The sequence below is a fragment of the Citrobacter sp. Cc139 genome (genome assembly GCF_030334645.1).
GTDB classification, from domain to species: Bacteria; Pseudomonadota; Gammaproteobacteria; order Enterobacterales; family Enterobacteriaceae; genus Citrobacter; species Citrobacter werkmanii.
In genome coordinates, this window is sequence record NZ_JAOWDM010000011.1 from 1 (window position 1) to 22,620 (window position 22,620).

The following is a 22,620-nucleotide window of genomic DNA, read 5'->3' on the forward strand; positions in this document are numbered from 1 at the left end:
GATGGTGCATCCGGGAGGATTCGAACCTCCGACCGCTCGGTTCGTAGCCGAGTACTCTATCCAGCTGAGCTACGGATGCAAATGGCGGTGAGGCGGGGATTCGAACCCCGGATGCAGCTTTTGACCGCATACTCCCTTAGCAGGGGAGCGCCTTCAGCCTCTCGGCCACCTCACCAACACGCCTCTTACGAGTGCTTCGAAGAACTTGTTTCTGCTCATCGTCGCTGCGTGGCGCACATATTACTTTCTGGGACTTATAAGTCAAACAATTTTTCCAGAGCTTTTATCGTTTGCACATTTCACGCGCAATTAGTCTGCAAAAACGGCAAAAAGAGTGTTTTATCAACAGATAAATTGGCAGTTTCCGCAGACAATGAACAAACAGAAAATTCGCCGGGAACGACAATGTGCGTATGGGAAAAGAGAAAATGGGGGGAGTGAAGCAGAAAAGCGAAGAAAGAGGACAACTCAATCAGGTTGCGCCTCACCAGAATGGTGAGACGCGAAAACCTTAATAACTGGACTGCTGGGATTTTTCAGCCTGGATACGCTGGTAGATCTCTTCACGATGGACAGAAACTTCTTTCGGGGCGTTTACGCCAATGCGTACCTGGTTGCCCTTCACCCCTAAAACTGTCACGGTGACCTCATCGCCTATCATGAGGGTCTCACCAACTCGACGAGTCAGAATCAGCATTCTTTGCTCCTTGAAAGATTAAAAGAGTCGGGTCTCTCTGTATCCCGGCATTATCCATCATATAACGCCAAAAAGTAAGCGATGACAAACACCTAAGTGTAAGCAGTCACGGCATCACATTCTGTTAAACCTAAGTTTAGCCGATATACACAACTTCAACCTGACTTTATCGTTGTCGATAGCGTTGATGCAAACGCTGCGGATTGAAGCCCGCAGCGTCGACTTACGCTTATAATTATTACAGTTTTGCGCTGACCCAGCCTTTCACACTGGCTAACGCTGCAGGCAGAGCCGCTGCATCCGTACCACCGGCTTGCGCCATGTCCGGACGACCACCACCCTTACCGCCTACCTGCTGAGCGACCATACCAACCAGTTCCCCTGCTTTCACTCGGTCTGTCACATCCTTAGACACACCAGCAATCAGAGAAACCTTACCTTCAACTACCGTTGCCAGAACGATAACAGTAGACCCCAGTTGATTTTTCAGATCATCAACCATGGTACGCAACATTTTCGGCTCAACGTCCGCAAGTTCACTGACCAGCAGCTTCACGCCGTTGATATCAACCGCTTTACTGGAGAGATTTGCACTCTCCTGCGCCGCAGCCTGTTCCTTCAATTGCTGCAATTCTTTTTCGAGTTGACGCGTACGTTCCAGTACAGAACGCACTTTATCACCGATATTCTGGCTATCGCCTTTCAGCAGCTGCGCGATATCGCTTAAGCGGTCGCTCTCAGCATGCACGGTTTGGATAGCGCCTTCACCGGTTACGGCTTCGATACGACGAACGCCCGCCGCCGTGCCTGACTCAGACACAATGCGGAACAGACCGATATCCCCCGTACGGCTGGCGTGAGTACCGCCACACAGTTCGGTGGAGAAATCGCCCATACTCAGAACGCGCACGTGGTCATCATATTTCTCGCCAAACAGCGCCATTGCGCCTTTAGCTTTCGCCGCTTCCAGATCCATGATGTTCGTTTCAATCGGCAGGTTGCGACGAATTTGCGCATTCACCAGATCTTCAACGGCACGGATTTCAGCAGGCTTCATGGCTTCGGTATGAGAGAAGTCGAAACGCAGCACTTTATCGTTAACCAGCGAGCCTTTCTGTGCCACATGCGTGCCCAATACCTGGCGCAGCGCCGCGTGCATCAGGTGCGTTGCGGAGTGATTCAAGCGGATACGCGCACGACGAGCTTCATCCACATCAGCCTGTACTGCATCGCCAACTTTCAGAGAACCCGCAGACAGTTTGCCGATATGACCAATCGCCTGACCATATTTTTGCGTGTCGCTCACGGCAAACGCAAAGCCCGCACCTTTCAGTTCGCCCTTGTCGCCAACCTGACCACCAGATTCCGCATAGAACGGCGTCTGATCCAGTACAACAACAGCGTCCTGACCGGCGTTAATGGCGTCTACCGCTTTACCATCGACAAACAGCGCAGTCACTTTGCCGTTCAGCTCAAGATGCTCATACCCTTTAAATTCTGAAGCGCCATCAACGCGAATCATCGCATTGTAGTCTGCGCCAAAACCGCTGGCTTCACGCGCACGACGGCGCTGTTCTTCCATTGCGGCTTCAAAGCCCGCCTCGTCAACCTTGATGTTGCGCTCGCGGCAAACGTCTGCCGTCAGGTCAACCGGGAAGCCGTATGTGTCATACAGACGGAAGGCGGTTTCGCCATCCAGCGTATCACCCGTCAGTTTTGCCAGCTCTTCGTCCAGCAGTGCCAGACCACGTTCCAGCGTACGAGCGAACTGTTCTTCTTCGGTTTTCAGAACCTGTTCAACCATTGCCTGTTGACGCTTCAGCTCTTCACCTGCAGACCCCATGACTTCTACCAACGGACCAACCAGCTTGTAGAAGAAGGTATCCTTCGCGCCCAGCATGTTGCCATGACGTACCGCGCGGCGAATGATACGGCGCAGCACATAGCCACGGTTTTCATTCGACGGGACAACGCCATCGGCAATCAGGAATGCACAAGAACGGATATGGTCGGCGATAACGCGCAGCGACTTGTTGCTCAGATCGGTCGCACCAGTAACTTTCGCGACGGATTCAATCAGTGAGCGGAACAGGTCAATTTCATAGTTGGAGTTAACGTGTTGCAGCACGGCCGCAATACGCTCCAGCCCCATACCGGTATCCACGGACGGCTTCGGCAGCGGTTCCATGGTGCCGTCAGCCTGACGGTTGAACTGCATGAAGACGATGTTCCAGATCTCAATGTAGCGATCGCCATCTTCTTCTGCGCTTCCCGGAGGGCCGCCCCAAATGTGGTCGCCGTGGTCGTAGAAAATTTCGGTGCACGGACCGCAAGGACCGGTATCACCCATTTGCCAGAAGTTGTCGGAAGCATAGGCCGCGCCTTTGTTATCACCAATGCGGATGATACGCTCGCGCGGAATACCAACTTCTTTTTCCCAAATTTCATAGGCTTCATCGTCAGTTTCATAGACGGTGACCCACAGACGTTCTTTTGGCAGGGCAAACCAGTTTTCACCGGTCAGCAGTTCCCATGCGAATTGAATGGCGTCGTGTTTGAAATAATCGCCGAAGCTGAAGTTGCCCAGCATTTCGAAGAAGGTATGGTGACGTGCAGTGTAACCGACGTTTTCCAGGTCGTTGTGCTTACCGCCCGCACGTACACAACGCTGCGAGGTGGTTGCGCGGGAATAATTACGCTTGTCGAGGCCAAGGAAAACATCCTTGAACTGGTTCATCCCGGCGTTGGTAAACAACAAAGTAGGGTCATTGTTTGGTACCAGGGAGCTGCTGGCAACTACCTGATGTCCTTTACTATGGAAAAAATCGAGAAACGCCTGACGGATCTCAGCGGTGCTCTTGCTCATAATTATCCTGAAGAAATCAAGCTAACGAAATGTCATTACCAGCATCAGCAGCAAACTGCGCCTCTGGCAATCGAAAAGTGGGAATAAGATAAGTTTTCTTTACTGGGAAGTAAAATCCCGTATGCGCTCAATCGTCAAAATTTCGCCATATTGCCTGAATATCTTCCATCAGATAGCCACGATAGAGCAAAAAACGCTGGACCTTTACCTTATCTGAAAAATCGACTGGTAAAGGTTCACCGTATTTCCTGATTGCCTGCTCGCGCGCAAGTACTGCCCAGTCAATTTCACACTCGCGCATGGCGCGCTCAATAGCCTCACGCGAGATCCCTTTCTGGCTGAGTTCCTGCCGCACTCGCGCAGGCCCATAACCTTTGCGGCTACGGCTGGCAATAAACTGTTGTACGAAGCGGTCATCATCCAGATAACGGCTTTCAATGCACCAGGCAATGACCTTGTCGTAATCTTCCGCAGAAGCATCAATGTCTTCCGGTCCATGTTTACCCATCACCGGAGCGGCCAGCTTCCGCCGCAGTTCCTGTTCGCTGTGATCGCGCATTGCCAGAATACGCACAGCGCGATCAAGCAGTCGGGAATAAGCGGATCGGCGGGAAGTTGCATCTGTCATAGTAAACCTTCAGAAATGCAAAAGGGCTGCATGATATGCAGCCCTTTACTGTATGCGATGCAAAACAGATTATCAGAAATCTTCGTTCGTTTCTGCTACGTCTTCGCCACCGTCATCAACGGAGAAATCTGGCGTTGAATCCTGGTTATTGAGCAGTAGCTCGCGCAATTTCTTCTCAATTTCTTTTGCGGTTGCCGGGTTTTCTTTCAGCCAGTTGGTCGCATTCGCTTTACCCTGACCGATTTTCTCACCGTTATAGCTGTACCATGCACCGGCTTTTTCAATCAGCTTCTCTTTCACGCCCAGATCAACCAGTTCGCCATAGAAGTTGATACCTTCACCGTACAGAATCTGGAATTCAGCCTGTTTAAACGGCGCGGCGATTTTGTTTTTCACGACCTTAACGCGGGTTTCGCTACCGACCACGTTGTCGCCCTCTTTCACTGCGCCAATACGGCGAATGTCCAGGCGCACGGAGGCATAGAATTTCAGCGCGTTACCACCGGTAGTGGTTTCCGGGTTACCGAACATAACGCCAATTTTCATACGGATCTGGTTGATGAAAATCAGCAGCGTGTTGGACTGCTTCAGGTTACCGGCCAGCTTACGCATCGCCTGGCTCATCATACGCGCCGCAAGACCCATGTGAGAGTCGCCAATCTCGCCTTCGATTTCCGCTTTCGGCGTCAGCGCCGCCACGGAGTCGACAACGATAACGTCAACCGCACCGGAACGCGCCAGCGCATCACAGATTTCCAGCGCTTGTTCGCCGGTATCCGGCTGGGAACACAGCAGGTTGTCGATATCAACGCCAAGCTTACGGGCATAGACGGGATCCAGCGCGTGTTCCGCATCAATAAACGCACAGGTTTTACCTTCGCGCTGAGCGGCGGCAATAACCTGCAGCGTCAGCGTCGTTTTACCGGAAGATTCAGGCCCGTAGATTTCGACGATACGGCCCATTGGCAAACCGCCCGCGCCCAATGCGATGTCCAGAGAAAGCGAACCGGTGGAGATGGTTTCCACATCCATGGAACGGTCTTCACCCAGGCGCATGATGGAGCCTTTACCGAATTGCTTTTCGATCTGACCCAGCGCTGCCGCCAACGCTTTCTGTTTGTTTTCGTCGATAGCCATTAATTACTCCTGTCATGCCGCTTTCGGGGTAAACCGCGAAACGTGAAAGATAATGTTCTGTTGAGGCAATTATACTGTATGCTCATACAGTATCAAGTATTTTGTAGAAATTGTTGCCACAGGGTTTGTAACGCATAGGCAGTCGCCTGCCGACGTACCGCATCACGGTCACCGCTGAAACATTCCCGGCGGGTAATCCCCTCGCCGCTTGCGCTGGCAAAGGCAAACCATACCGTACCCACAGGCTTTTCCTCACTGCCGCCATCCGGCCCCGCAATACCGCTGATCGAGACCGCGAAATGCGCGCGGGCCGCTTTTAGCGCGCCAATCGCCATTTCCACGACGACAGGCTCACTCACCGCGCCATGCCGGGCCAGCGTCTCTTCGCGCACGCCAATCATCTGCGCTTTTGCTTCGTTGCTGTAGGTCACGAACCCGCGTTCAAACCAGGCGGAACTGCCGGCAATATCCGTAATGGCTTTGGCCACCCAACCGCCGGTGCAGGATTCCGCCGTCGTAACGGTCGCCCCGCGCGCTTTCAGCGCCAGGCCAACCTGCTCGCTTAACTGCATCAGTTCACTGTCGGTCATTTCAGCCTCTGTCAGTTAAAAAAATATGCCGCACAAGATAGCACTTTCACAACCAATGTGGGGATGGGGAGATCGTTTTACGAGGGGGATTCCAAAAATTGATCCGTTGCAAAATAAGACCCGCCGGATGGCGATGTCAGAGCATCTTATCCGGCCTACAAGCAATATCTTATCTGTAGGCCGGTTGGAGCGATTACTGTACGCGCGCCAGCGCTACCGCCTGACCCAATTGCCACACCGCCATCGCGTAGTGGGTACTGTGGTTGTAGCGGGTGATGGTGTAGAAGTTTGGCAGCCCGTACCAGTACTGATAACCGGTGCCAATATCCAGGCGCAGCAGGCTGGCCTGCTGATGATTCCCCAACGACTGCTGCGGCGTCAGACCCGCGGCGGCAAGCTGTGAAATGCTGTACTGGGTTTTAAAGCCGTTCGCCAGCCCAGGCGCCTGACCATTCGCCGGCACCGCGACCGTATCGCCTTTCACCCAGCCGTGGCCTTTGAAGTAGTTCGCCACACTACCGATGGCGTCAACCGGATCCCACAGATTAATGTGCCCATCGCCATTGAAATCGACCGCATATTCTTTATAGGAAGACGGCATAAACTGGCCGTAGCCCATCGCACCGGCGAAGGAACCTTTCAAATCGAGCGGATCATCACTTTCATCTCGCGCCATCAACAGGAAAGTTTCCAGTTCTCCAGAGAAGTATTCCGCACGACGAGGATAATTAAAGGACAGCGTCGCCAGCGCATCCAGAATTCGCGTTTTGCCCATCACGCGGCCCCAGCGCGTCTCTACGCCAATAATACCGACGATGATTTCCGGTGGTACGCCGTAGACCTGCCACGCACGGTTCAGGGCATCTTCATATTGATTCCAGAAGGCCACGCCGTTTTGCACGTTGTCCGGCGTGATGAACTGCTTGCGATAACGCAGCCACGCGCCGTTAGGTCCGGCTGGAGGTTGACTCGTCGGCGCCTGACGGTCCATCAAACGCAATACCGAGTCCAGCCGCTTGGCCTGAGACAGGATCTCCTGCAACTGCTGACGGTCAAAGCCATGCTTGTTCACCATCTTCTCGATGAACTGTTGCGCGTTCGGGTTATTGGCAAAATCACCGCCCGTTAGCATGACATTGTGCTGTGGCTCAAGCAGGAAGCCGCCGGAAGGCGTACCCGTAGTCGTTTGAGTCTCTGAAGGTTTAGGTTTGCTGCTACAGGCAGCAAGCAATACGAAAAGGGGAAGTAACGCTACATAACGACGCTTGAACATGAGACATCCATTAAACAAATTCAGCCTGGGAGAAGTATGGTAAAGCATCCTCAGCCATACAAGGAAGCAGTAGTCGCTCTGCTTCACAGAATTTCCCCCCTCTTGCACTTCCGACCGTCATATTTGCGAGCGCTTACGCAATAACTTTCAAATTAAAATATTTACCTTTCATTTTGAGATCAAAATAACACTTTTAAATCTTTCGATCTGATTAAAATTAGTTTCCGTTTGGCAAGATAACTAAAAAACCCTACAGGAGAGAATAATGATCGACACCATCACACTCGGTGCTGAGTGGTTTATCGGGCTGTTCCAGAAAGGCGGAGAGGTGTTTACCGGCATGGTGACCGGTATTCTTCCCCTGCTGATTAGCCTGCTGGTCATCATGAATGCGCTGATTAACTTTATCGGCCAGCAGCGTATTGAACGTTTTGCTCAGCGCTGCGCCGGAAACCCACTGTCCCGCTATCTGCTGCTGCCGTGCATCGGCACATTTGTGTTTTGTAATCCGATGACGCTAAGCCTGGGCCGCTTTATGCCTGAAAAGTACAAGCCCAGCTACTACGCTGCGGCCTCTTATAGCTGCCATTCCATGAATGGCTTATTCCCGCACATCAACCCCGGCGAGCTGTTTGTCTATCTCGGTATCGCCAGCGGCCTGACGACGCTGGGCCTACCGCTTGGCCCGCTGGCGGTGAGCTATTTGCTGGTCGGTCTGGTCACCAACTTCTTCCGCGGCTGGGTAACCGATTTCACCACCGCCATTTTCGAGAAAAAAATGGGCATTCAACTTGAGCAGAAAGTTCATCTGGCGGGAGCAACATCATGACGCGTATTCGTATTGAAAAAGGCACCGGCGGCTGGGGCGGCCCGCTTGAACTGGATGCCGTACCGGGCAAGAAAATTGTCTATATCACTGCCGGGACTCGCCCTGCGATTGTCGACACGCTGGCGAATCTGACTGGCTGGCAGGCCGTTGATGGTTTCAAAGAGGGCGAACCGCCGGAGAGTGAAATTGGCGTGGCGATCATCGACTGCGGTGGCACGCTGCGCTGTGGGATCTATCCTAAACGTCGTATACCCACGGTAAATATTCACGCCACGGGGAAATCCGGTCCGCTGGCCCAGTACATTGTCGAAGATATCTATGTCTCTGGCGTGAAAGAAGAAAACATTACCGTTGTCGGTGAAGCATCCATTGCGCCGCAACCTGCAAGCAGCACGATTGGTCGCGATTACGACACCAGTAAAAAGATTACTGAACAAAGCGATGGTCTGTTGGCAAAAGTCGGTATGGGCATGGGGTCAGCCGTTGCTGTCCTGTTCCAGGCCGGTCGCGACACTATTGATACCGTTCTGAAAACCATTCTGCCATTTATGGCGTTCGTCTCGGCGCTGATCGGCATCATCATGGCTTCTGGTCTGGGAGACTGGATAGCCCATGGACTCGCACCGCTCGCCAGCCACCCGCTGGGACTGGTGACGCTGGCGCTGATTTGCTCTTTCCCGCTGCTGTCGCCTTTCCTCGGCCCTGGTGCGGTCATCGCCCAGGTTATCGGGGTGCTGATCGGCGTACAGATTGGCCTTGGGAACATCCCTCCCCATCTGGCGCTACCGGCCTTGTTTGCCATTAATGCGCAAGCCGCATGCGACTTTATTCCCGTGGGGTTATCGCTGGCCGAAGCGCGTCAGGACACGGTCCGCGTCGGCGTGCCATCCGTCCTGGTAAGCCGCTTCCTGACCGGCGCGCCTACCGTTCTCATCGCCTGGTTTGTATCCGGCTTTATTTACCAATAAGAGGTACTCAAAAATGACCGTGATTTATCAAACCACCATCACCCGCATCGGCCAAAGCGCCCCGGACGCACTTTGCGACCAGATGTTAATTACCTTTCGTGAAGGCGCGCCAGCGGATATTGAAGAGTTTTGCTTCATCCATTGCCACGGCGATCTGAACGGTTCTTTGCACGCCGGGATCCAGTTTGAACTGGGCCAGCATCACTACCCGGTCACCGCCGTTGGCAGCGTGGCGGAACAAAACTTACGTGAACTGGGGCATATCACCCTACGTTTTGACGGACTCAGCGAAGCGGAATTCCCTGGCACCGTACATGTGGCGGGCCCTGTACCGGACGATATCGCGCCGGGCTGTATTTTGAAGTTTGTTGCTTAAGATTGAAGGAGAAAAAGATGAATCAGGTTGCCGTTGTCATTGGTGGAGGCCAGACCCTGGGAGCGTTCCTTTGCCGTGGGCTTGCGACAGAAGGATACCGCGTCGCGGTGGTGGATATTCAAAGCGATAAAGCCGCCAACGTCGCGCAGGAGATTAACGCCGAGTTTGGCGCAGGCACAGCGTACGGTTTTGGCGCTGATGCCACCAGCGAACAGAGCGTGCTGGCACTGTCACGCGGAGTGGATGAAATATTTGGTCGCGTCGACCTGCTGGTTTACAGCGCGGGTATCGCTAAAGCCGCGTTTATCAGCGACTTTCAGCTTGGGGATTTCGACCGCTCGCTGCAGGTGAATCTGGTCGGTTACTTCCTCTGCGCCCGTGAATTCTCGCGCCTGATGATCCGCGATGGCGTTCAGGGACGCATTATCCAGATCAACTCCAAATCAGGGAAAGTAGGCAGTAAACACAATTCGGGCTACAGCGCGGCAAAATTTGGCGGCGTGGGTTTAACCCAATCGCTGGCGCTGGATCTGGCGGAATACGGGATTACTGTCCATTCGCTGATGCTCGGCAACCTGTTGAAATCACCGATGTTCCAGTCATTATTACCGCAGTACGCTACCAAACTGGGCCTTAAGCCGGATGAAGTAGAGCAGTATTACATTGATAAGGTTCCGCTCAAACGCGGCTGCGATTATCAGGATGTGCTGAACATGCTGCTGTTTTATGCCAGTTCGAAAGCCTCTTACTGCACCGGACAATCGATTAACGTCACCGGCGGTCAGGTGATGTTCTAAGAGGTATGACTGCCCGGTGGCGCTGTGCTTACCGGGCCTACGAATATTATGTAGGCCGGATTAGGCGCAGCCGCCATCCGGCAAAATCAAAGGGGCGCATTATGGTTTCCGCACTGCTCACCGTCGCCGCTATCGCCTGGTGCCTGCAACTGGCGCTCGGCGGCTGGCAAATATCCCGCTTTAACCAGGCGTTTGACAAACTCTGCCAGCAGGGCCGGGTTGGCGTAGGTCGTTCCGGCGGACGGTTTAAACCGCGCGTGGTCGTCGCCATTGCGCTTGATGAGCAGCAGCGGGTTACCGATACGTTATTTATGAAAGGTCTGACGGTATTCGCCAGACCCGGCAAAATTGCCACCATAATGGGCAAACATCTTGATGATTTACAGCCTGATGTGATCTTTCCCCATGATCCGTTAGCGCAGAATGCACTATCATTGGCGCTTAAACTGAAACATGGGTAATTTCGTTGTGAATGCTAATAGCTTGCGAAATTATCATTTTGCAACCTAAATAAGTCAGGGTAATCACGCCTATGAAACCTCGTCAGCGTCAGGCTGCCATACTGGAGCACCTGCAAAAGCAGGGAAAATGCTCGGTTGAAGAACTGGCCCACTACTTTGACACGACCGGCACAACCATTCGCAAAGACCTGGTCATTCTGGAAAATGCTGGAACCGTCATTCGTACCTATGGCGGCGTAGTGTTGAACAAAGATGAATCTGACCCGCCCATCGATCACAAAACCCTAATTAACACGCATAAAAAAGAGCAGATCGCTGAAGCCGCCGTCCGTTATATCCATGATGGCGACTCCATCATTCTGGATGCGGGCAGTACCGTATTGCAGATGGTGCCGATGCTTACCCGCTTTAGCAACATCACCGTCATGACCAACAGTCTGCACATTGTTAATGCCCTTTCGGAGCTGGACAACGAGCAAACCATCCTGATGCCTGGCGGGACCTTTCGCAAAAAATCTGCGTCATTTCACGGTCAACTGGCAGAAAACGCCTTTGAGCAATTCAGCTTTGATAAACTCTTCATGGGGACCGACGGTATTGACCTCAATGCCGGCGTGACCACCTTTAATGAGGTCTTTAGCGTCAGTAAAGCGATGTGCAATGCCGCTCGCGAAGTGATTCTGATGGCTGACTCCTCAAAATTTGGGCGTAAAAGCCCTAATGTTGTGTGCAGTCTGGAAAGCGTTGACAAGCTGATTACCGATGCGGGTATTGACCCTGCATTTCGTCAGGCGCTGGAAGCAAAAGGGATTGAAGTAATCATAACCGGAGAAACCAATGAGTGATGCACTACTGAACGCGGGCCGTCAGACGTTAATGCTGGAACTGCAGGAAGCCAGTCGACTGCCGGAGCGACTGGGCGATGATTTTGTCCGCGCCGCCAATACTATCATCCACTGTGAAGGCAAAGTCATTGTCTCCGGGATTGGCAAATCAGGCCATATTGGCAAAAAAATTGCTGCGACCCTCGCCAGTACCGGCACCCCTGCCTTTTTTGTGCATCCGGCGGAAGCGCTGCATGGCGACTTAGGCATGATTGAAAGCCGCGACGTGATGCTGTTTATCTCTTACTCCGGCGGCGCGAAAGAGCTGGATCTCATCATTCCGCGCCTGGAAGACAAATCCGTCGCCCTGCTGGCCATGACCGGAAAACCAACCTCGCCGCTGGGCCTGGCGGCCAAAGCCGTGCTGGATATTTCTGTTGAACGTGAAGCCTGCCCGATGCGCCTGGCGCCGACCTCCAGCACCGTCAACACGCTGATGATGGGCGACGCGCTGGCAATCGCCGTGATGCAGGCGCGCGGCTTTAACGAAGAAGATTTTGCCCGCTCGCATCCGGCCGGCGCGCTGGGCGCTCGTCTGTTAAATAAAGTGCATCACCTGATGCGCCGTGACGATGCCATTCCGCAGGTGACGCTGACCACCAGTGTCATGGACGCGATGCTGGAACTCAGCCGCACGGGTCTTGGTCTGGTGGCTGTCTGTGATGACGCGTCACTGGTGAAAGGCGTCTTCACTGACGGCGACCTGCGCCGCTGGCTGGTTGGCGGCGGCGCGCTCACCACGCAGGTTAGCGAAGCAATGACCCATAATGGCATTACGCTGCAGGCGCAGAGCCGCGCGATTGACGCCAAAGAGATCCTGATGAAGCGCAAAATCACTGCTGCACCGGTGGTAGATGAAAACGGTAAACTCACCGGCGCTATCAACCTGCAGGATTTCTATCAGGCCGGTATTATCTAATCCTTCAGCCCCAGGCGTTTCGCCAGCCGGTGCAGGTTGGCGACGTCTGTTTCCAGCGCCCGCGCGCTTGCCGCCCAATTGTGATTATTTTGCGCCAAGGCCCGGCGGATCATCTCGCGCTGAAATGACTCCGTTGCCTCACGCAAATTGTGATGCTGCGGGATCTCTGCCACGACGTCCGGCTGCGGTACAGGGCTTTCATCCTGCAAGGCAAAATGCTGTGCCTCCAGCACCACCTCATCCCCTGCCCGGGTAGCCCTTGCCAGCACAACCGCCCGATGAATGGCATGTTCCAGCTCGCGCACGTTTCCGGGCCAGCCGTAACTCAGCAGATGATTACGCGCGCCGGGGCTTAACACAACGCGGGAAAGTCCCAGCCGCAGCCGACATTGCTCGCAAAAATAGCCTGCCAACAGCACTACATCTTCGCCGCGCTCACGCAGTGGCGGCACGGAAAGGGGAAAAACGCTCAGGCGATGAAACAGATCCGCGCGAAAATTCCCCGCCAGCACCTCTTCTCGTAAATCACGATTGGTCGCCGCCAGTACGCGCACGTCAACGCGCAGGCTGCGATCGTCCCCTACGCGCTGAATATCGCCATACTGCAATACGCGCAGCAGCTTGGCCTGCAGCGCCAGCGAGAGTTCGCCAATCTCGTCGAGAAACAGCGTGCCGTTATCCGCCATTTCAAACTTACCGCTACGATTACTGATAGCCCCGGTAAAAGCCCCTTTTACGTGACCAAAAAGTTCACTTTCCGCCACGCTTTCGGGCAACGCCGCGCAGTTGAGATACACCAGCGGATTCACCGCACGCGGCGAACCTTCATGAATCGCTTTGGCTACCAGCTCCTTCCCGGTCCCGGTTTCGCCGCTGATCAGTACGTTGAGATCGGACCCTGCCACAATCTCAATCTCTTTTTTCAACTGCATCATATTGGGCGACAGGCCAATCATCTGGGTTTCCGTCAGCTGCTCGAAAGCCGTCGACGAACCCGGCAGCATATTCTGGCTTTCCAGTTGTTCAATCAGCAACGCATTACTCAGCGCCCCCGCAGCCAGAGCGGCAATTAGCCTAAGCTCTTCATCGCTGAAGACATCGAACTGATCGGGCTCCATGCCATCCAGCGTTAACGCACCAATCAGATTTTGTCCGGCAAACAGCGGCAACCCGATGCAGGCATGCACTTTCAGGCTCTCCTGACCCGGGATTAATCCGTCATAAGGATCGGGCAGATCGCTGTCGGCAGGAAAACGTACCACGTCCCCGGCGCGGGCAATCGCCTCCAGCCGCGGATGTCCCTCCAGCGTGAAGCGGCGGCCGAGGACATCCTGCGCCAGGCCATCGATAGCCAGCGGGATAAACTGTCGCGACTCGTAGCGCAGCAGTGCCGATGCGTCGCACTCCAGCACCTGGCGCAAGGTCGTGATCAGGCGCTGAAAACGGTCCTGATGACCGATACCGCTTTGTAATTCAATGGCGATACCCGCCAGCACATCTACTGAAAAGCTCATGGCAACCTCATTGTCATTTTGACAATTCATATTGTCATATTGACAATAAAATAAACAGTCATTTTGACTACCACTTTATAGGCAATAAATAATAAATCATTAAAAATCAAACAATTAAAAAGTTGGCACACAACCTGCAATTAACAAAATATCTTTTTAGAAAAACGCTGAATTAATTGAGGTTGCTATGTCTATTCTGGTTAAAAATAATATTCATTGGGTTGGCCAACGTGACTGGGAAGTACGTGATTTCCACGGGACTGAATACAAAACGCTGCGCGGTAGCAGCTACAACAGCTATCTCATCCGTGAAGAAAAAAACGTGCTGATCGATACAGTAGATCATAAGTTTAGCCGTGAATTCGTACAGAACCTGCGCAGTGAAATTGACCTCGCGGATATTGACTACATCATCATTAACCACGCGGAAGAAGATCACGCCGGTGCGCTGACCGAACTGATGTCCTGCATCCCGGACACGCCAATTTACTGCACCGCTAACGCGATTGATTCCATCACCGGCCACCACCATCATCCGGAGTGGAACTTCAACGTGGTGAAAACCGGTGATTCTCTGGACATCGGCAACGGCAAACAACTGATTTTTATTGAAACGCCGATGCTGCACTGGCCTGACAGCATGATGACCTACATGACCGGCGATGCGGTGCTGTTCAGTAACGATGCTTTTGGCCAGCATTACTGCGACGAACGTCTGTTCAATGATGAAGTTGACCAGACCGAACTGTTCGAACAATGCCAACGCTACTACGCCAACATCCTGACCCCGTTCAGCCGTCTGGTGACGCCGAAAATCACTGAAATCCTCGGCTTCAACCTGCCGGTCGATATGATTGCCACCTCCCACGGTGTGGTATGGCGCGACAACCCAACGCAGATCGTTGAGCTGTACCTGAAATGGGCGGCCGATTATCAGGAAGACCGCATCACCATCTTCTACGACACCATGTCCAACAACACCCGCATGATGGCGGACGCCATTGCCCAGGGCATCAACGAAGTTGACCCGAACGTGGCGGTGAAAATCTTTAACGTCGCCCGTAGCGACAAAAACGACGTCCTGACCAACGTCTTCCGTTCTAAAGGCGTACTGGTCGGTACTTCCACCATGAACAACGTGATGATGCCGAAAATCGCCGGACTGGTGGAAGAGATGACCGGCCTGCGTTTTCGTAACAAACGCGCCAGCGCCTTTGGTTCTCACGGCTGGAGCGGCGGCGCAGTTGACCGCCTGTCCACCCGTTTACAAGATGCCGGTTTTGAGATGTCGCTTAGCCTGAAGGCGAAATGGCGTCCGGATCTGGATGCGCTGGAACTGTGTCGTCAGCACGGTCGTGAAATTGCACGTCAGTGGGCGCTTGCTCCGCTACCGGAAACGACCGTCAAAGCGGCAACCAAAGAAGAAGAGTGCGCTTGTGCCGCTGCGGCTGCGGCTGACCTCGGCCCAAGCATGCAGTGCAGCGTGTGCCAGTGGATTTACGATCCAGCAAAAGGCGAACCGTTGCAGGATGTCGCGCCAGGTACCCCATGGAGCGATGTGCCGGATAACTTCCTGTGCCCGGAATGTTCATTAGGTAAAGACGTCTTCGACGTACTGGCAACGGAGGCAAAATGAGCCACGGAATTGTCATTATTGGTTCGGGCTTCGCCGCCCGCCAGTTAGTCAAAAATATCCGTAAACAGGATGCAACTGTTCCGTTGACCCTGATTGCCGCTGACAGCATGGATGAGTACAACAAGCCCGATCTCAGCCACGTTATCAGTCAGGCACAGCGTGCAGACGACCTCACCCGCCAGTCGGCGGGGGAGTTTGCCGAACAGTTTAATTTGCGCCTGTTCCCCTACACCTGGGTGACCGACATCGACACCGATGCCCACATCGTGAAAAGTCAGGACCAACAGTGGCAGTACGACAAGCTGGTGCTGGCGACGGGGGCTTCAGCCTTTGTGCCTCCAGTTACCGGACGTGAGTTAATGCTCACATTGAACAGCCAGCAAGAATACCGCGCCTGTGAAACGCAACTGCGTGATGCCCAGCGGGTACTCATTGTCGGCGGCGGTCTGATTGGCAGTGAGCTGGCGATGGATTTTTGTCGTGCCGGTAAAGCGGTAACGCTTATCGACAACGCCGCCAGCATTCTGGCCTCGCTGATGCCACCGGAAGTCAGCAGTCGCTTACAGCATCGTCTGACCGATATGGGTGTGCATCTGCTGCTGAAATCACAGCTTCAGGGTCTGGAAAAAACTGAATCGGGTATTCGCGCCACGCTTGATCGTAGTCGCCGCGTAGAAGTCGATGCGGTGATCGCCGCCACCGGTCTGCGCCCGGAAACGGCGCTGGCGCGTCGTGCCGGATTGAGCATTAATCGTGGCGTCTGCGTCGACAGCTATCTGCAAACCAGCCACCCGGACATTTATGCCCTCGGCGACTGCGCGGAAATTAACGGTCAGGTGCTGCCGTTCCTGCAGCCGATTCAACTGAGCGCCATGTATCTGGCGAAAAACCTGCTCGGCGGCAATGCTCCGCTGAAGCTACCTGCCATGCTGGTAAAAGTTAAAACGCCGGAACTGCCATTGCATCTGGCGGGGGAAACCCAGCGGCGCGATCTGAACTGGCATATTGCCGCGGAAGCGCAAGGTATGGTGGCCAGAGGAATGAACGACGAAGGCCAGCTATGTGCGTTTGTGGTCAGTGAAGACCGGATGAAAGAGGCCTTTGCGCTGCTGAAAACGTTGCCCTTGTAAGTCTGTGGTGCCGGATGGCGCCGCTTCGCGCCTTATCCGGCCTACAAATAGATGCTCACTTGTAGGCCGGATAAGGCGCAGCCGCCATCCGGCACCTTACCCTTAAGCTAACGCTCGCGCCGCGGCAATCACGCCCTGCCCCAGCGATAATCCCCCATCACCCGCCGGTAAACGCTGCGGGAACAGTAAGGTGAAATCAGCCAGATAAAATGCCAGCCGCGATGACAACAAACGGTTATGCATCACGCCACCGCTGAATACTAACGTCTTAACGCCACGCGCTTCAGCCTGCTCATGCATCAGCGTGGCAAACCCACACGCCAGCGCATCATGAAACGCCCACGCTCTTGCTGCAGGCGCCCCCTGCCAGTTCAGCCATTGCTGCCAAAAAACAGCCAGGTCAAGCTCATTACCTTGCAAGGGGATTGTTACCGGATGCTCAACGCCTGCACATTGCGATGCCAGTGCCTCCAGCGCGCAGGCAGCCTCGCCTTCATAGCTCAGCGAAGTCGGTGCGCACTGGAGCGCGGCGGCAACGGCATCAAACAGCCGTCCGCACGATGACGCCAGCGGCGCATTGATCCCCCGCTCAATGGCGCGTGCCAGCACGTTCCAGTTTTGCTGTTGCAGCGCCGATGTTTCCGGGAATTGCTGCCAGTCAGGGACAAAACGCAGACACTGCGCGAGCAGGTTACGCCACGGCTGCTTTGCCGCCAGATCGCCGCCCGCCAGCGCGACCGCGGGTAAGCCGCCCAGGTGTTCGCATTCACGATAGTTGACCCGCAAACACTCTCCGCCCCACAGTGCGCCGTTTGCTCCCATGCCGATACCGTCTACCGTCAGAGCGATAACGTCGCCACCGTCCAGCGGCCAACCGTGCTCAGCCATACACGCAGCAGCATGCGCATGGTGATGCAGCACCGTTTCGCTCGGCAGATTCATCTCACTGGCCCACTGGCTGGAAACATAGCCGGGGTGAGCATCATGCACGATACGCTGTGGCGTAAAGTCATAAATATTCTGGATCAGGCGCAGCGCATCACGCCACTGCTGCTGGATGCCGTCATCGCTGAGATCGCCCAAATGCTGACTAATAACCGCCTGTTCGCCACGCACCAGACAGAAAGTATTTTTTAGATCCGCGCCTAAACACAGCATCGGCGGCACGTCACGAAAACCCGGCGGCAACGCGACCGCATCCGGCACGTAACCCCGCGAGCGGCGCAGCATTTCCCCACTTTCACGCACCACGGAGTCATCCATACGCTGCACAATTTCGCGGTTATGCAGCAGGAAACCGTCGGCAATCTCGCGTAAATCTTCCAGCGCCTGCGCGTTGGTAATGGCTGGCGGCCTGCCGCTGAGGTTGCCGGAGGTCATTACCAGCGGGCACTGCATCTCTTGTAACAGGAGATGCTGCAACGGATTCGCTGGCAGCATAACGCCAACTTCCGTTAACCCTGGCGCTATTCCCTCGCTCAATGCCGCTACATAGCGTTTTTGCACCAACACGATCGGCGCGGCAGGGGTGGTTAACAGACGACGCGCAGCTTCAGGCAGTCCGTCGTCAGCAGGCAACATCACCGCCAACGGTTTAGCCGGGCGATGTTTACGCAACCGGAGCAGCGCCACAGCATTATCATTTCGCGCATCGCAGACCAGATGAAAACCGCCAATGCCTTTCACAGCGACAATGCCGCCCGCTTTTAGCAACGCTACCGCCGCCTGCAGCGCCTCTTCTTTTTCCGCTCGCTCACCCGCGCTTAGCCACTCAAGATGTGGACCGCATTGCGGGCAGGCAACGGGTTGGGCGTGAAAGCGACGGTCATAGGGATCGCGATACTCTGTATCGCATTGCGCACAGAGAGGGAAGGACGCCATCACGGTAAACGGACGGTCGTACGGCATGGCACGGATAATCGTAAAACGCGGACCACAATGGGTACAGTTGATGAAGGGGTAGCGATAGCGACGTTCGCCGGGGGTGTTCATTTCAACAAGGCATTCGGGACAAGTCGCGGCGTCCGGGACAATTTGCGTATTCATCGTACCGCCTGCACTTTGGCGAATCGAGAAATCGGCAGGCTGCTGCGTCCAGGCGAATGGTTCGCTCTCAATGCTATCAATGCGCGCCAGCGGCGGACAATGTTGATGTAATTGCGCAATAAACTCCGCCGGATCTTCCTGTAAGCGCACCACCACACCGTCACCGTCGTTGCACACGTCGCCATGCAGTTGCAGGCGCTGCGCCAGTTGCCAGACGAAGGGGCGAAACCCGACGCCCTGTACCTTGCCGCGAATACGCAGTTGTACGCCGGAGTGGTTGTTGATTGTCATTATGTCCTTCCCGCAGTCATCTATCCCGGTTTGCCGGATGGCGCTACGCTTATCAGGCCTACGTGAATGCGAAAAGTAGGCCGGATAAGGCGAAGCCGCCATCCGGCATAAGTACTACCGTATTTTACGCGGATTTTTAGCGATCAGAACAGCAAAGATGCGGTGGAGTCCAGCGCCGCGCGGCGGCGTTTTTCAGCGCTCAGTTGCTCAAGCTTATTGCGATCCACATAAATCAGCGCGTGAGTCGGGCAGACTTCCATACAGGCAGGACCCGCTTCGCGGTGGTGGCACAGGTCGCACTTGTTGGCTTCGGCTTTTTCTGCACGAACGTTCAGGCCCGCGCCGCTGTTACGCACAACCGGACGCACGACAACTTCCATTGCCCCATAAGGACACGCCACCACGCAGGTTTTACAGCCAATGCAGCGTTCCTGCATCACATGGACAAAGCCTTTATCACGGCTGATTGCACCGTTTGGACAGACGTTAGCGCACGGCGCGTCTTCACACTGGCGGCACAGCGTCGCCGTGGAGACGTTAACGCCTTTGATGACGTGAATGCGGGGTAAAAAGGTTTCAGGGGTCAGCGATGCGCAGTCCTGGTTATCCTGATGGGATACTACGCAGGCCACTTCACAGGTACGGCAACCAATGCATTTATTGGCGTCTGCAATGATGAAACGGTTCATCAATTTCTCCAGCAATGACAGATTATCTGCCGAAGCATTCACGAATCGTGCCAAATTTTAATGCACTGTTATTAAAGGGTTTTTATTTTGATGGATGTAAGAATGGTGTGTCATCGTCACTAGTGACGATGACAAATGACAGCCGTCAGCGCGAAACGTATGGCGCAACAGAATCGCGCTGAATGAGTTCCCCGGTGAAGATTTTTGGCGGCGTAAATGCCCCGTCACCCAGCATAAATATCAGGCGACCAATCGTTTCCTGGATCATTTCCGTCACTGGAATTTTGACGCTGGAAAGCGCCGGAATAGTGTATGGCGCGATGGCGATATCATCGAAACCAATCACCGACACCTGGGCAGGCACACGGATACCCTGATCATGCAACTGCTTCATCGCGCCTATCGCCATATCATCATTGCTGGCCACCAGCGCGGTAAAATTGACCTTGCGTGAAAGCAGCGTATCAACGCCCGCGGCACCGCAGGCTGGCGTCCACTTTCCTTTGACAATCAAATCATTATTTAGCGAAATGCCATGCGCAACCAGCGCGTCTTTATAGCCTGAGAGTCGTTCCACGCCGGTAGGCGAATCCATCGAGCCGGTAATAAAACCAATCTCCTGGTGCCCGGCGGCAATCAACTGCGCAACGGCGTTAAAGCTGGTTTGTTTTTGATCGCACCAGACGCTGTGGCTACTGTTTTTACGCAGCCGTCGATTAAGCACCATGATCGGCTGGGCGTGCGCGTCAATGATCTCGTCTATTTCATCCACGCTGAGAAAACGCGGATAGATCATAATCGCGTCACAGCGCAGGTCGAGTAAGTACTGGATCGCCTGACGCTCTTCCTCTGCGCTATGTTTACCATCAGCCAGCAACAACTGGCGCCCCTTATCCTCCGCCATCCGCGCGGTGTGAAACAGCAGCTCGCTGAAATAGACGCCATGATAAAGAGTATTGGTCACCACCAGACCCAGCGTCTGCGTGGTCTTCGCCGCCAGGCTGCGCGCCAGTAAATTAGGGCGGTAACCACTCTCTTCAATGGCCTGAAACACGCGGTCTTTGGTTTCCTGGCTGACGTAACCGTTCCCGGAAAGCACCCGGGAAACCGTCGCTTTCGACACCCCGGCCCGCTTCGCCACCTCCAGCATCGTGGTCATAGTACTCATCCCTTTTCTCTTAATGTGACGAAGTGTACTGCACCGTTTCGCCGCTGTCCTCGCTGCTAAAACGCGGCGCCTGGCATCTGGTGATCATCATCACAATTATAAAAACAATAAAAATTAATTCTTGTTTAAAAATTATAAATTAAACATTCTTTTGTGGAACCGGTTTCCTATTTGAGTTTCATCAACTCAGAAACGTGACCTGCGCAAACGGATAAAACATAACGTACCCTACTGATAAAACAGGATTAAATCCGATGCCCAAGAATTATGCAGCGCTGGCGCGCTCCGTTGTGACGGCTCTGGGAGGCGTCGACAACATCACAGCAGTGACCCACTGTATGACCCGTTTGCGTTTCGTTATCAAAGATGATGCGCAGGTCGATAGCGCGACGCTGAAAACGCTTCCTGGCGTGCTGGGCGTAGTACGTAACGATAATCAGTGTCAGGTGATCATCGGCAACACCGTTTCGCAGGCGTATCGCGAAGTGGTTAGCCTGCTACCTGCCAACATGCAGCCTGCTGAGCCGCAAACCAAACCCCGGCTGACGCTGAAACGGATTGGCGCGGGGATCCTCGATGCGCTGATCGGCACGATGTCACCGCTGATCCCGGCAATTATCGGTGGATCAATGCTCAAACTGCTGGCAATGGTTCTGGAAATGACCGGCGTGCTGGTAAAAGGATCGTCCACCCTCACCATTCTGACCGTTATCGGCGACGGCGCATTTTTCTTCCTGCCGCTGATGGTCGCCGCTTCGGCAGCCATCAAATTCAAAACCAACATGTCGCTGGCAATTGCTATTGCGGGTGTGCTGGTCCATCCCAGCTTTATCGATCTGATGGCAAAAGCCGCGCAGGGTGAGCACGTTGAGTTCGCCCTGATCCCGGTGACGGCGGTCAAATACACCTACACCGTGATCCCGGCACTGGTCATGACCTGGTGTCTGTCATATATCGAACGTTGGGTGGATCGTATCACGCCGGCAGTGACCAAAAACTTCCTCAAACCGATGCTGATCGTGCTGATCGCCGCCCCGCTCGCGATCGTTTTAATCGGCCCGATTGGTATCTGGATCGGTAGCGCAATTTCAGCGCTGGTCTATACCATTCACGGCTATCTCGGCTGGCTGTCGGTCGCCATTATGGGCGCACTGTGGCCGCTGTTGGTGATGACGGGTATGCACCGCGTGTTTACGCCCACCATTATCCAGACCATTGCCGAAACCGGTAAAGAAGGCATGGTGATGCCGTCTGAAATCGGCGCCAATCTGTCGCTGGGCGGTTCATCGCTGGCGGTGGCATGGAAAACCAAAAACCCGGAACTGCGTCAGACAGCGTTAGCGGCCGCCGCTTCAGCCATCATGGCAGGCATTTCCGAACCCGCGCTGTACGGCGTGGCGATCCGTCTGAAACGCCCACTGATTGCGAGCCTAATCAGCGGTTTTATCTGCGGTGCCGTTGCCGGTATGGCTGGACTGGCGAGTCATTCCATGGCGGCCCCTGGCCTGTTCACCAGCGTCCAGTTTTTCGATCCGGCTAATCCGATGACCATTGTCTGGGTGTTTGGCGTGATGGCGCTGGCGGTCGTGCTTTCCTTTGTATTAACACTGATTCTCGGCTTTGAAGATATTCCTGTCGAAGATACTGCCGCGCAGGCCAGAAAAAATCAGGCCGCACAAGCGGGCAATATCAATGGAGCCAGCATTTGACTGGCATGAACT

At 54.3% G+C, this 22,620-nt stretch carries 20 protein-coding genes and 2 tRNA genes; 10 read left to right on the forward strand and 12 right to left on the reverse strand.

Annotation, left to right across the window (positions count from 1 at the left end; translation table 11 throughout):
- Positions 1-2: 2 nt before the first annotated feature.
- From OGV69_RS00085 to mltB, 8 genes are all read right to left on the reverse strand, one after another.
- Positions 3-79: transfer RNA gene (locus OGV69_RS00085), tRNA-Arg, on the reverse strand.
- A gap of 3 nt (positions 80-82) precedes the next feature.
- A tRNA-Ser gene (locus tag OGV69_RS00090) sits at positions 83-175 on the reverse strand.
- Between the two features lie 336 nt (positions 176-511).
- Complete coding sequence (gene csrA / locus OGV69_RS00095) at positions 512-697, reverse strand: carbon storage regulator CsrA (RefSeq protein WP_000906486.1); 186 nt, start codon at positions 695-697, stop codon at positions 512-514.
- A gap of 238 nt (positions 698-935) precedes the next feature.
- Positions 936-3,563 carry an alanine--tRNA ligase gene (alaS, locus tag OGV69_RS00100; protein WP_069324578.1) on the reverse strand — a complete coding sequence of 876 codons (2,628 nt, stop codon included), beginning with the start codon at positions 3,561-3,563 and terminating at the stop codon, positions 936-938.
- A 127-nt stretch (positions 3,564-3,690) separates the two neighbouring features.
- Positions 3,691-4,191, reverse strand: coding sequence for a recombination regulator RecX (gene recX / locus OGV69_RS00105; RefSeq protein ID WP_061382321.1), 501 nt, complete (start codon positions 4,189-4,191; stop codon positions 3,691-3,693).
- A 72-nt stretch (positions 4,192-4,263) separates the two neighbouring features.
- A complete protein-coding gene (recA, locus tag OGV69_RS00110) occupies positions 4,264-5,328 on the reverse strand; it encodes a recombinase RecA (RefSeq protein ID WP_038633038.1) in 1,065 nt (354 codons plus the stop codon).
- A gap of 92 nt (positions 5,329-5,420) precedes the next feature.
- Positions 5,421-5,918 carry a nicotinamide-nucleotide amidase gene (gene pncC, locus OGV69_RS00115; RefSeq protein ID WP_069324577.1) on the reverse strand — a complete coding sequence of 166 codons (498 nt, stop codon included), beginning with the start codon at positions 5,916-5,918 and terminating at the stop codon, positions 5,421-5,423.
- A 193-nt stretch (positions 5,919-6,111) separates the two neighbouring features.
- Positions 6,112-7,191, reverse strand: a complete 1,080-nt coding sequence (mltB, locus tag OGV69_RS00120; protein ID WP_069324576.1) for a lytic murein transglycosylase B — start codon at positions 7,189-7,191, stop codon at positions 6,112-6,114.
- 265 nt (positions 7,192-7,456) lie between these two features.
- Here mltB and srlA point away from each other — a divergent pair, with 265 nt between their 5' ends.
- The 7 genes from srlA (at position 7,457) to gutQ (ending at position 12,425) form a co-directional block, all read left to right on the forward strand.
- Positions 7,457-8,020, forward strand: coding sequence for a PTS glucitol/sorbitol transporter subunit IIC (srlA, locus tag OGV69_RS00125; protein WP_003825953.1), 564 nt, complete (start codon positions 7,457-7,459; stop codon positions 8,018-8,020).
- Entirely contained in the window at positions 8,017-8,988 is a 972-nt protein-coding gene (gene srlE / locus OGV69_RS00130) for a PTS glucitol/sorbitol transporter subunit IIB (RefSeq protein WP_069324575.1), read from the forward strand. The genes srlA and srlE overlap by 4 nt, the downstream gene beginning before the upstream one ends.
- A 13-nt stretch (positions 8,989-9,001) precedes the next feature.
- Positions 9,002-9,364 (forward strand): PTS glucitol/sorbitol transporter subunit IIA, encoded by a 363-nt coding sequence (gene srlB, locus OGV69_RS00135; protein ID WP_038633050.1) that lies wholly within the window; start codon positions 9,002-9,004, stop codon positions 9,362-9,364.
- 17 nt (positions 9,365-9,381) lie between these two features.
- Positions 9,382-10,161, forward strand: coding sequence for a sorbitol-6-phosphate dehydrogenase (gene srlD / locus OGV69_RS00140; protein ID WP_006687183.1), 780 nt, complete (start codon positions 9,382-9,384; stop codon positions 10,159-10,161).
- 101 nt (positions 10,162-10,262) lie between these two features.
- The gene (gene gutM / locus OGV69_RS00145; protein ID WP_069324574.1) at positions 10,263-10,622 is read left to right on the forward strand and encodes a transcriptional regulator GutM; all 360 of its coding nucleotides are present in this window, start codon (positions 10,263-10,265) and stop codon (positions 10,620-10,622) included.
- Between the two features lie 71 nt (positions 10,623-10,693).
- Positions 10,694-11,467, forward strand: a complete 774-nt coding sequence (srlR, locus tag OGV69_RS00150) for a glucitol operon DNA-binding transcriptional repressor SrlR (RefSeq protein WP_006687181.1) — start codon at positions 10,694-10,696, stop codon at positions 11,465-11,467.
- Entirely contained in the window at positions 11,460-12,425 is a 966-nt protein-coding gene (gutQ, locus tag OGV69_RS00155; protein ID WP_038633059.1) for an arabinose-5-phosphate isomerase GutQ, read from the forward strand. Before srlR ends, gutQ begins: the two co-directional genes overlap by 8 nt.
- Here gutQ and norR read toward each other — a convergent pair.
- Positions 12,422-13,939 carry a nitric oxide reductase transcriptional regulator NorR gene (gene norR, locus OGV69_RS00160; protein ID WP_069324573.1) on the reverse strand — a complete coding sequence of 506 codons (1,518 nt, stop codon included), beginning with the start codon at positions 13,937-13,939 and terminating at the stop codon, positions 12,422-12,424. The genes gutQ and norR overlap by 4 nt on opposite strands.
- A 187-nt stretch (positions 13,940-14,126) precedes the next feature.
- Here norR and norV point away from each other — a divergent pair, with 187 nt between their 5' ends.
- Together norV and norW are read left to right on the forward strand one after the other, a co-directional pair.
- The gene (gene norV / locus OGV69_RS00165; RefSeq protein WP_069324572.1) at positions 14,127-15,575 is read left to right on the forward strand and encodes an anaerobic nitric oxide reductase flavorubredoxin; all 1,449 of its coding nucleotides are present in this window, start codon (positions 14,127-14,129) and stop codon (positions 15,573-15,575) included.
- Positions 15,572-16,705: an NADH:flavorubredoxin reductase NorW gene (norW, locus tag OGV69_RS00170; RefSeq protein ID WP_069324571.1), complete on the forward strand. Its 1,134-nt coding sequence runs from the start codon at positions 15,572-15,574 to the stop codon at positions 16,703-16,705. The genes norV and norW overlap by 4 nt, the downstream gene beginning before the upstream one ends.
- A gap of 102 nt (positions 16,706-16,807) precedes the next feature.
- On the opposite strand, the gene hypF is transcribed toward norW, so the two are convergent.
- From hypF to OGV69_RS00185, 3 genes are all read right to left on the reverse strand, one after another.
- Positions 16,808-19,042 carry a carbamoyltransferase HypF gene (hypF, locus tag OGV69_RS00175; RefSeq protein ID WP_227409002.1) on the reverse strand — a complete coding sequence of 745 codons (2,235 nt, stop codon included), beginning with the start codon at positions 19,040-19,042 and terminating at the stop codon, positions 16,808-16,810.
- Between the two features lie 143 nt (positions 19,043-19,185).
- Complete coding sequence (gene hydN, locus OGV69_RS00180; protein ID WP_003037366.1) at positions 19,186-19,731, reverse strand: electron transport protein HydN; 546 nt, start codon at positions 19,729-19,731, stop codon at positions 19,186-19,188.
- Positions 19,732-19,876: 145 nt separating this feature from the next.
- Positions 19,877-20,890, reverse strand: coding sequence for a LacI family DNA-binding transcriptional regulator (locus tag OGV69_RS00185; RefSeq protein WP_069324569.1), 1,014 nt, complete (start codon positions 20,888-20,890; stop codon positions 19,877-19,879).
- A gap of 263 nt (positions 20,891-21,153) precedes the next feature.
- On the opposite strand from OGV69_RS00185, the gene ascF reads away from it, so the two are divergent.
- Complete coding sequence (gene ascF, locus OGV69_RS00190; protein ID WP_069324568.1) at positions 21,154-22,608, forward strand: PTS cellobiose/arbutin/salicin transporter subunit IIBC; 1,455 nt, start codon at positions 21,154-21,156, stop codon at positions 22,606-22,608.
- Positions 22,609-22,620: the final 12 nt, after the last annotated feature.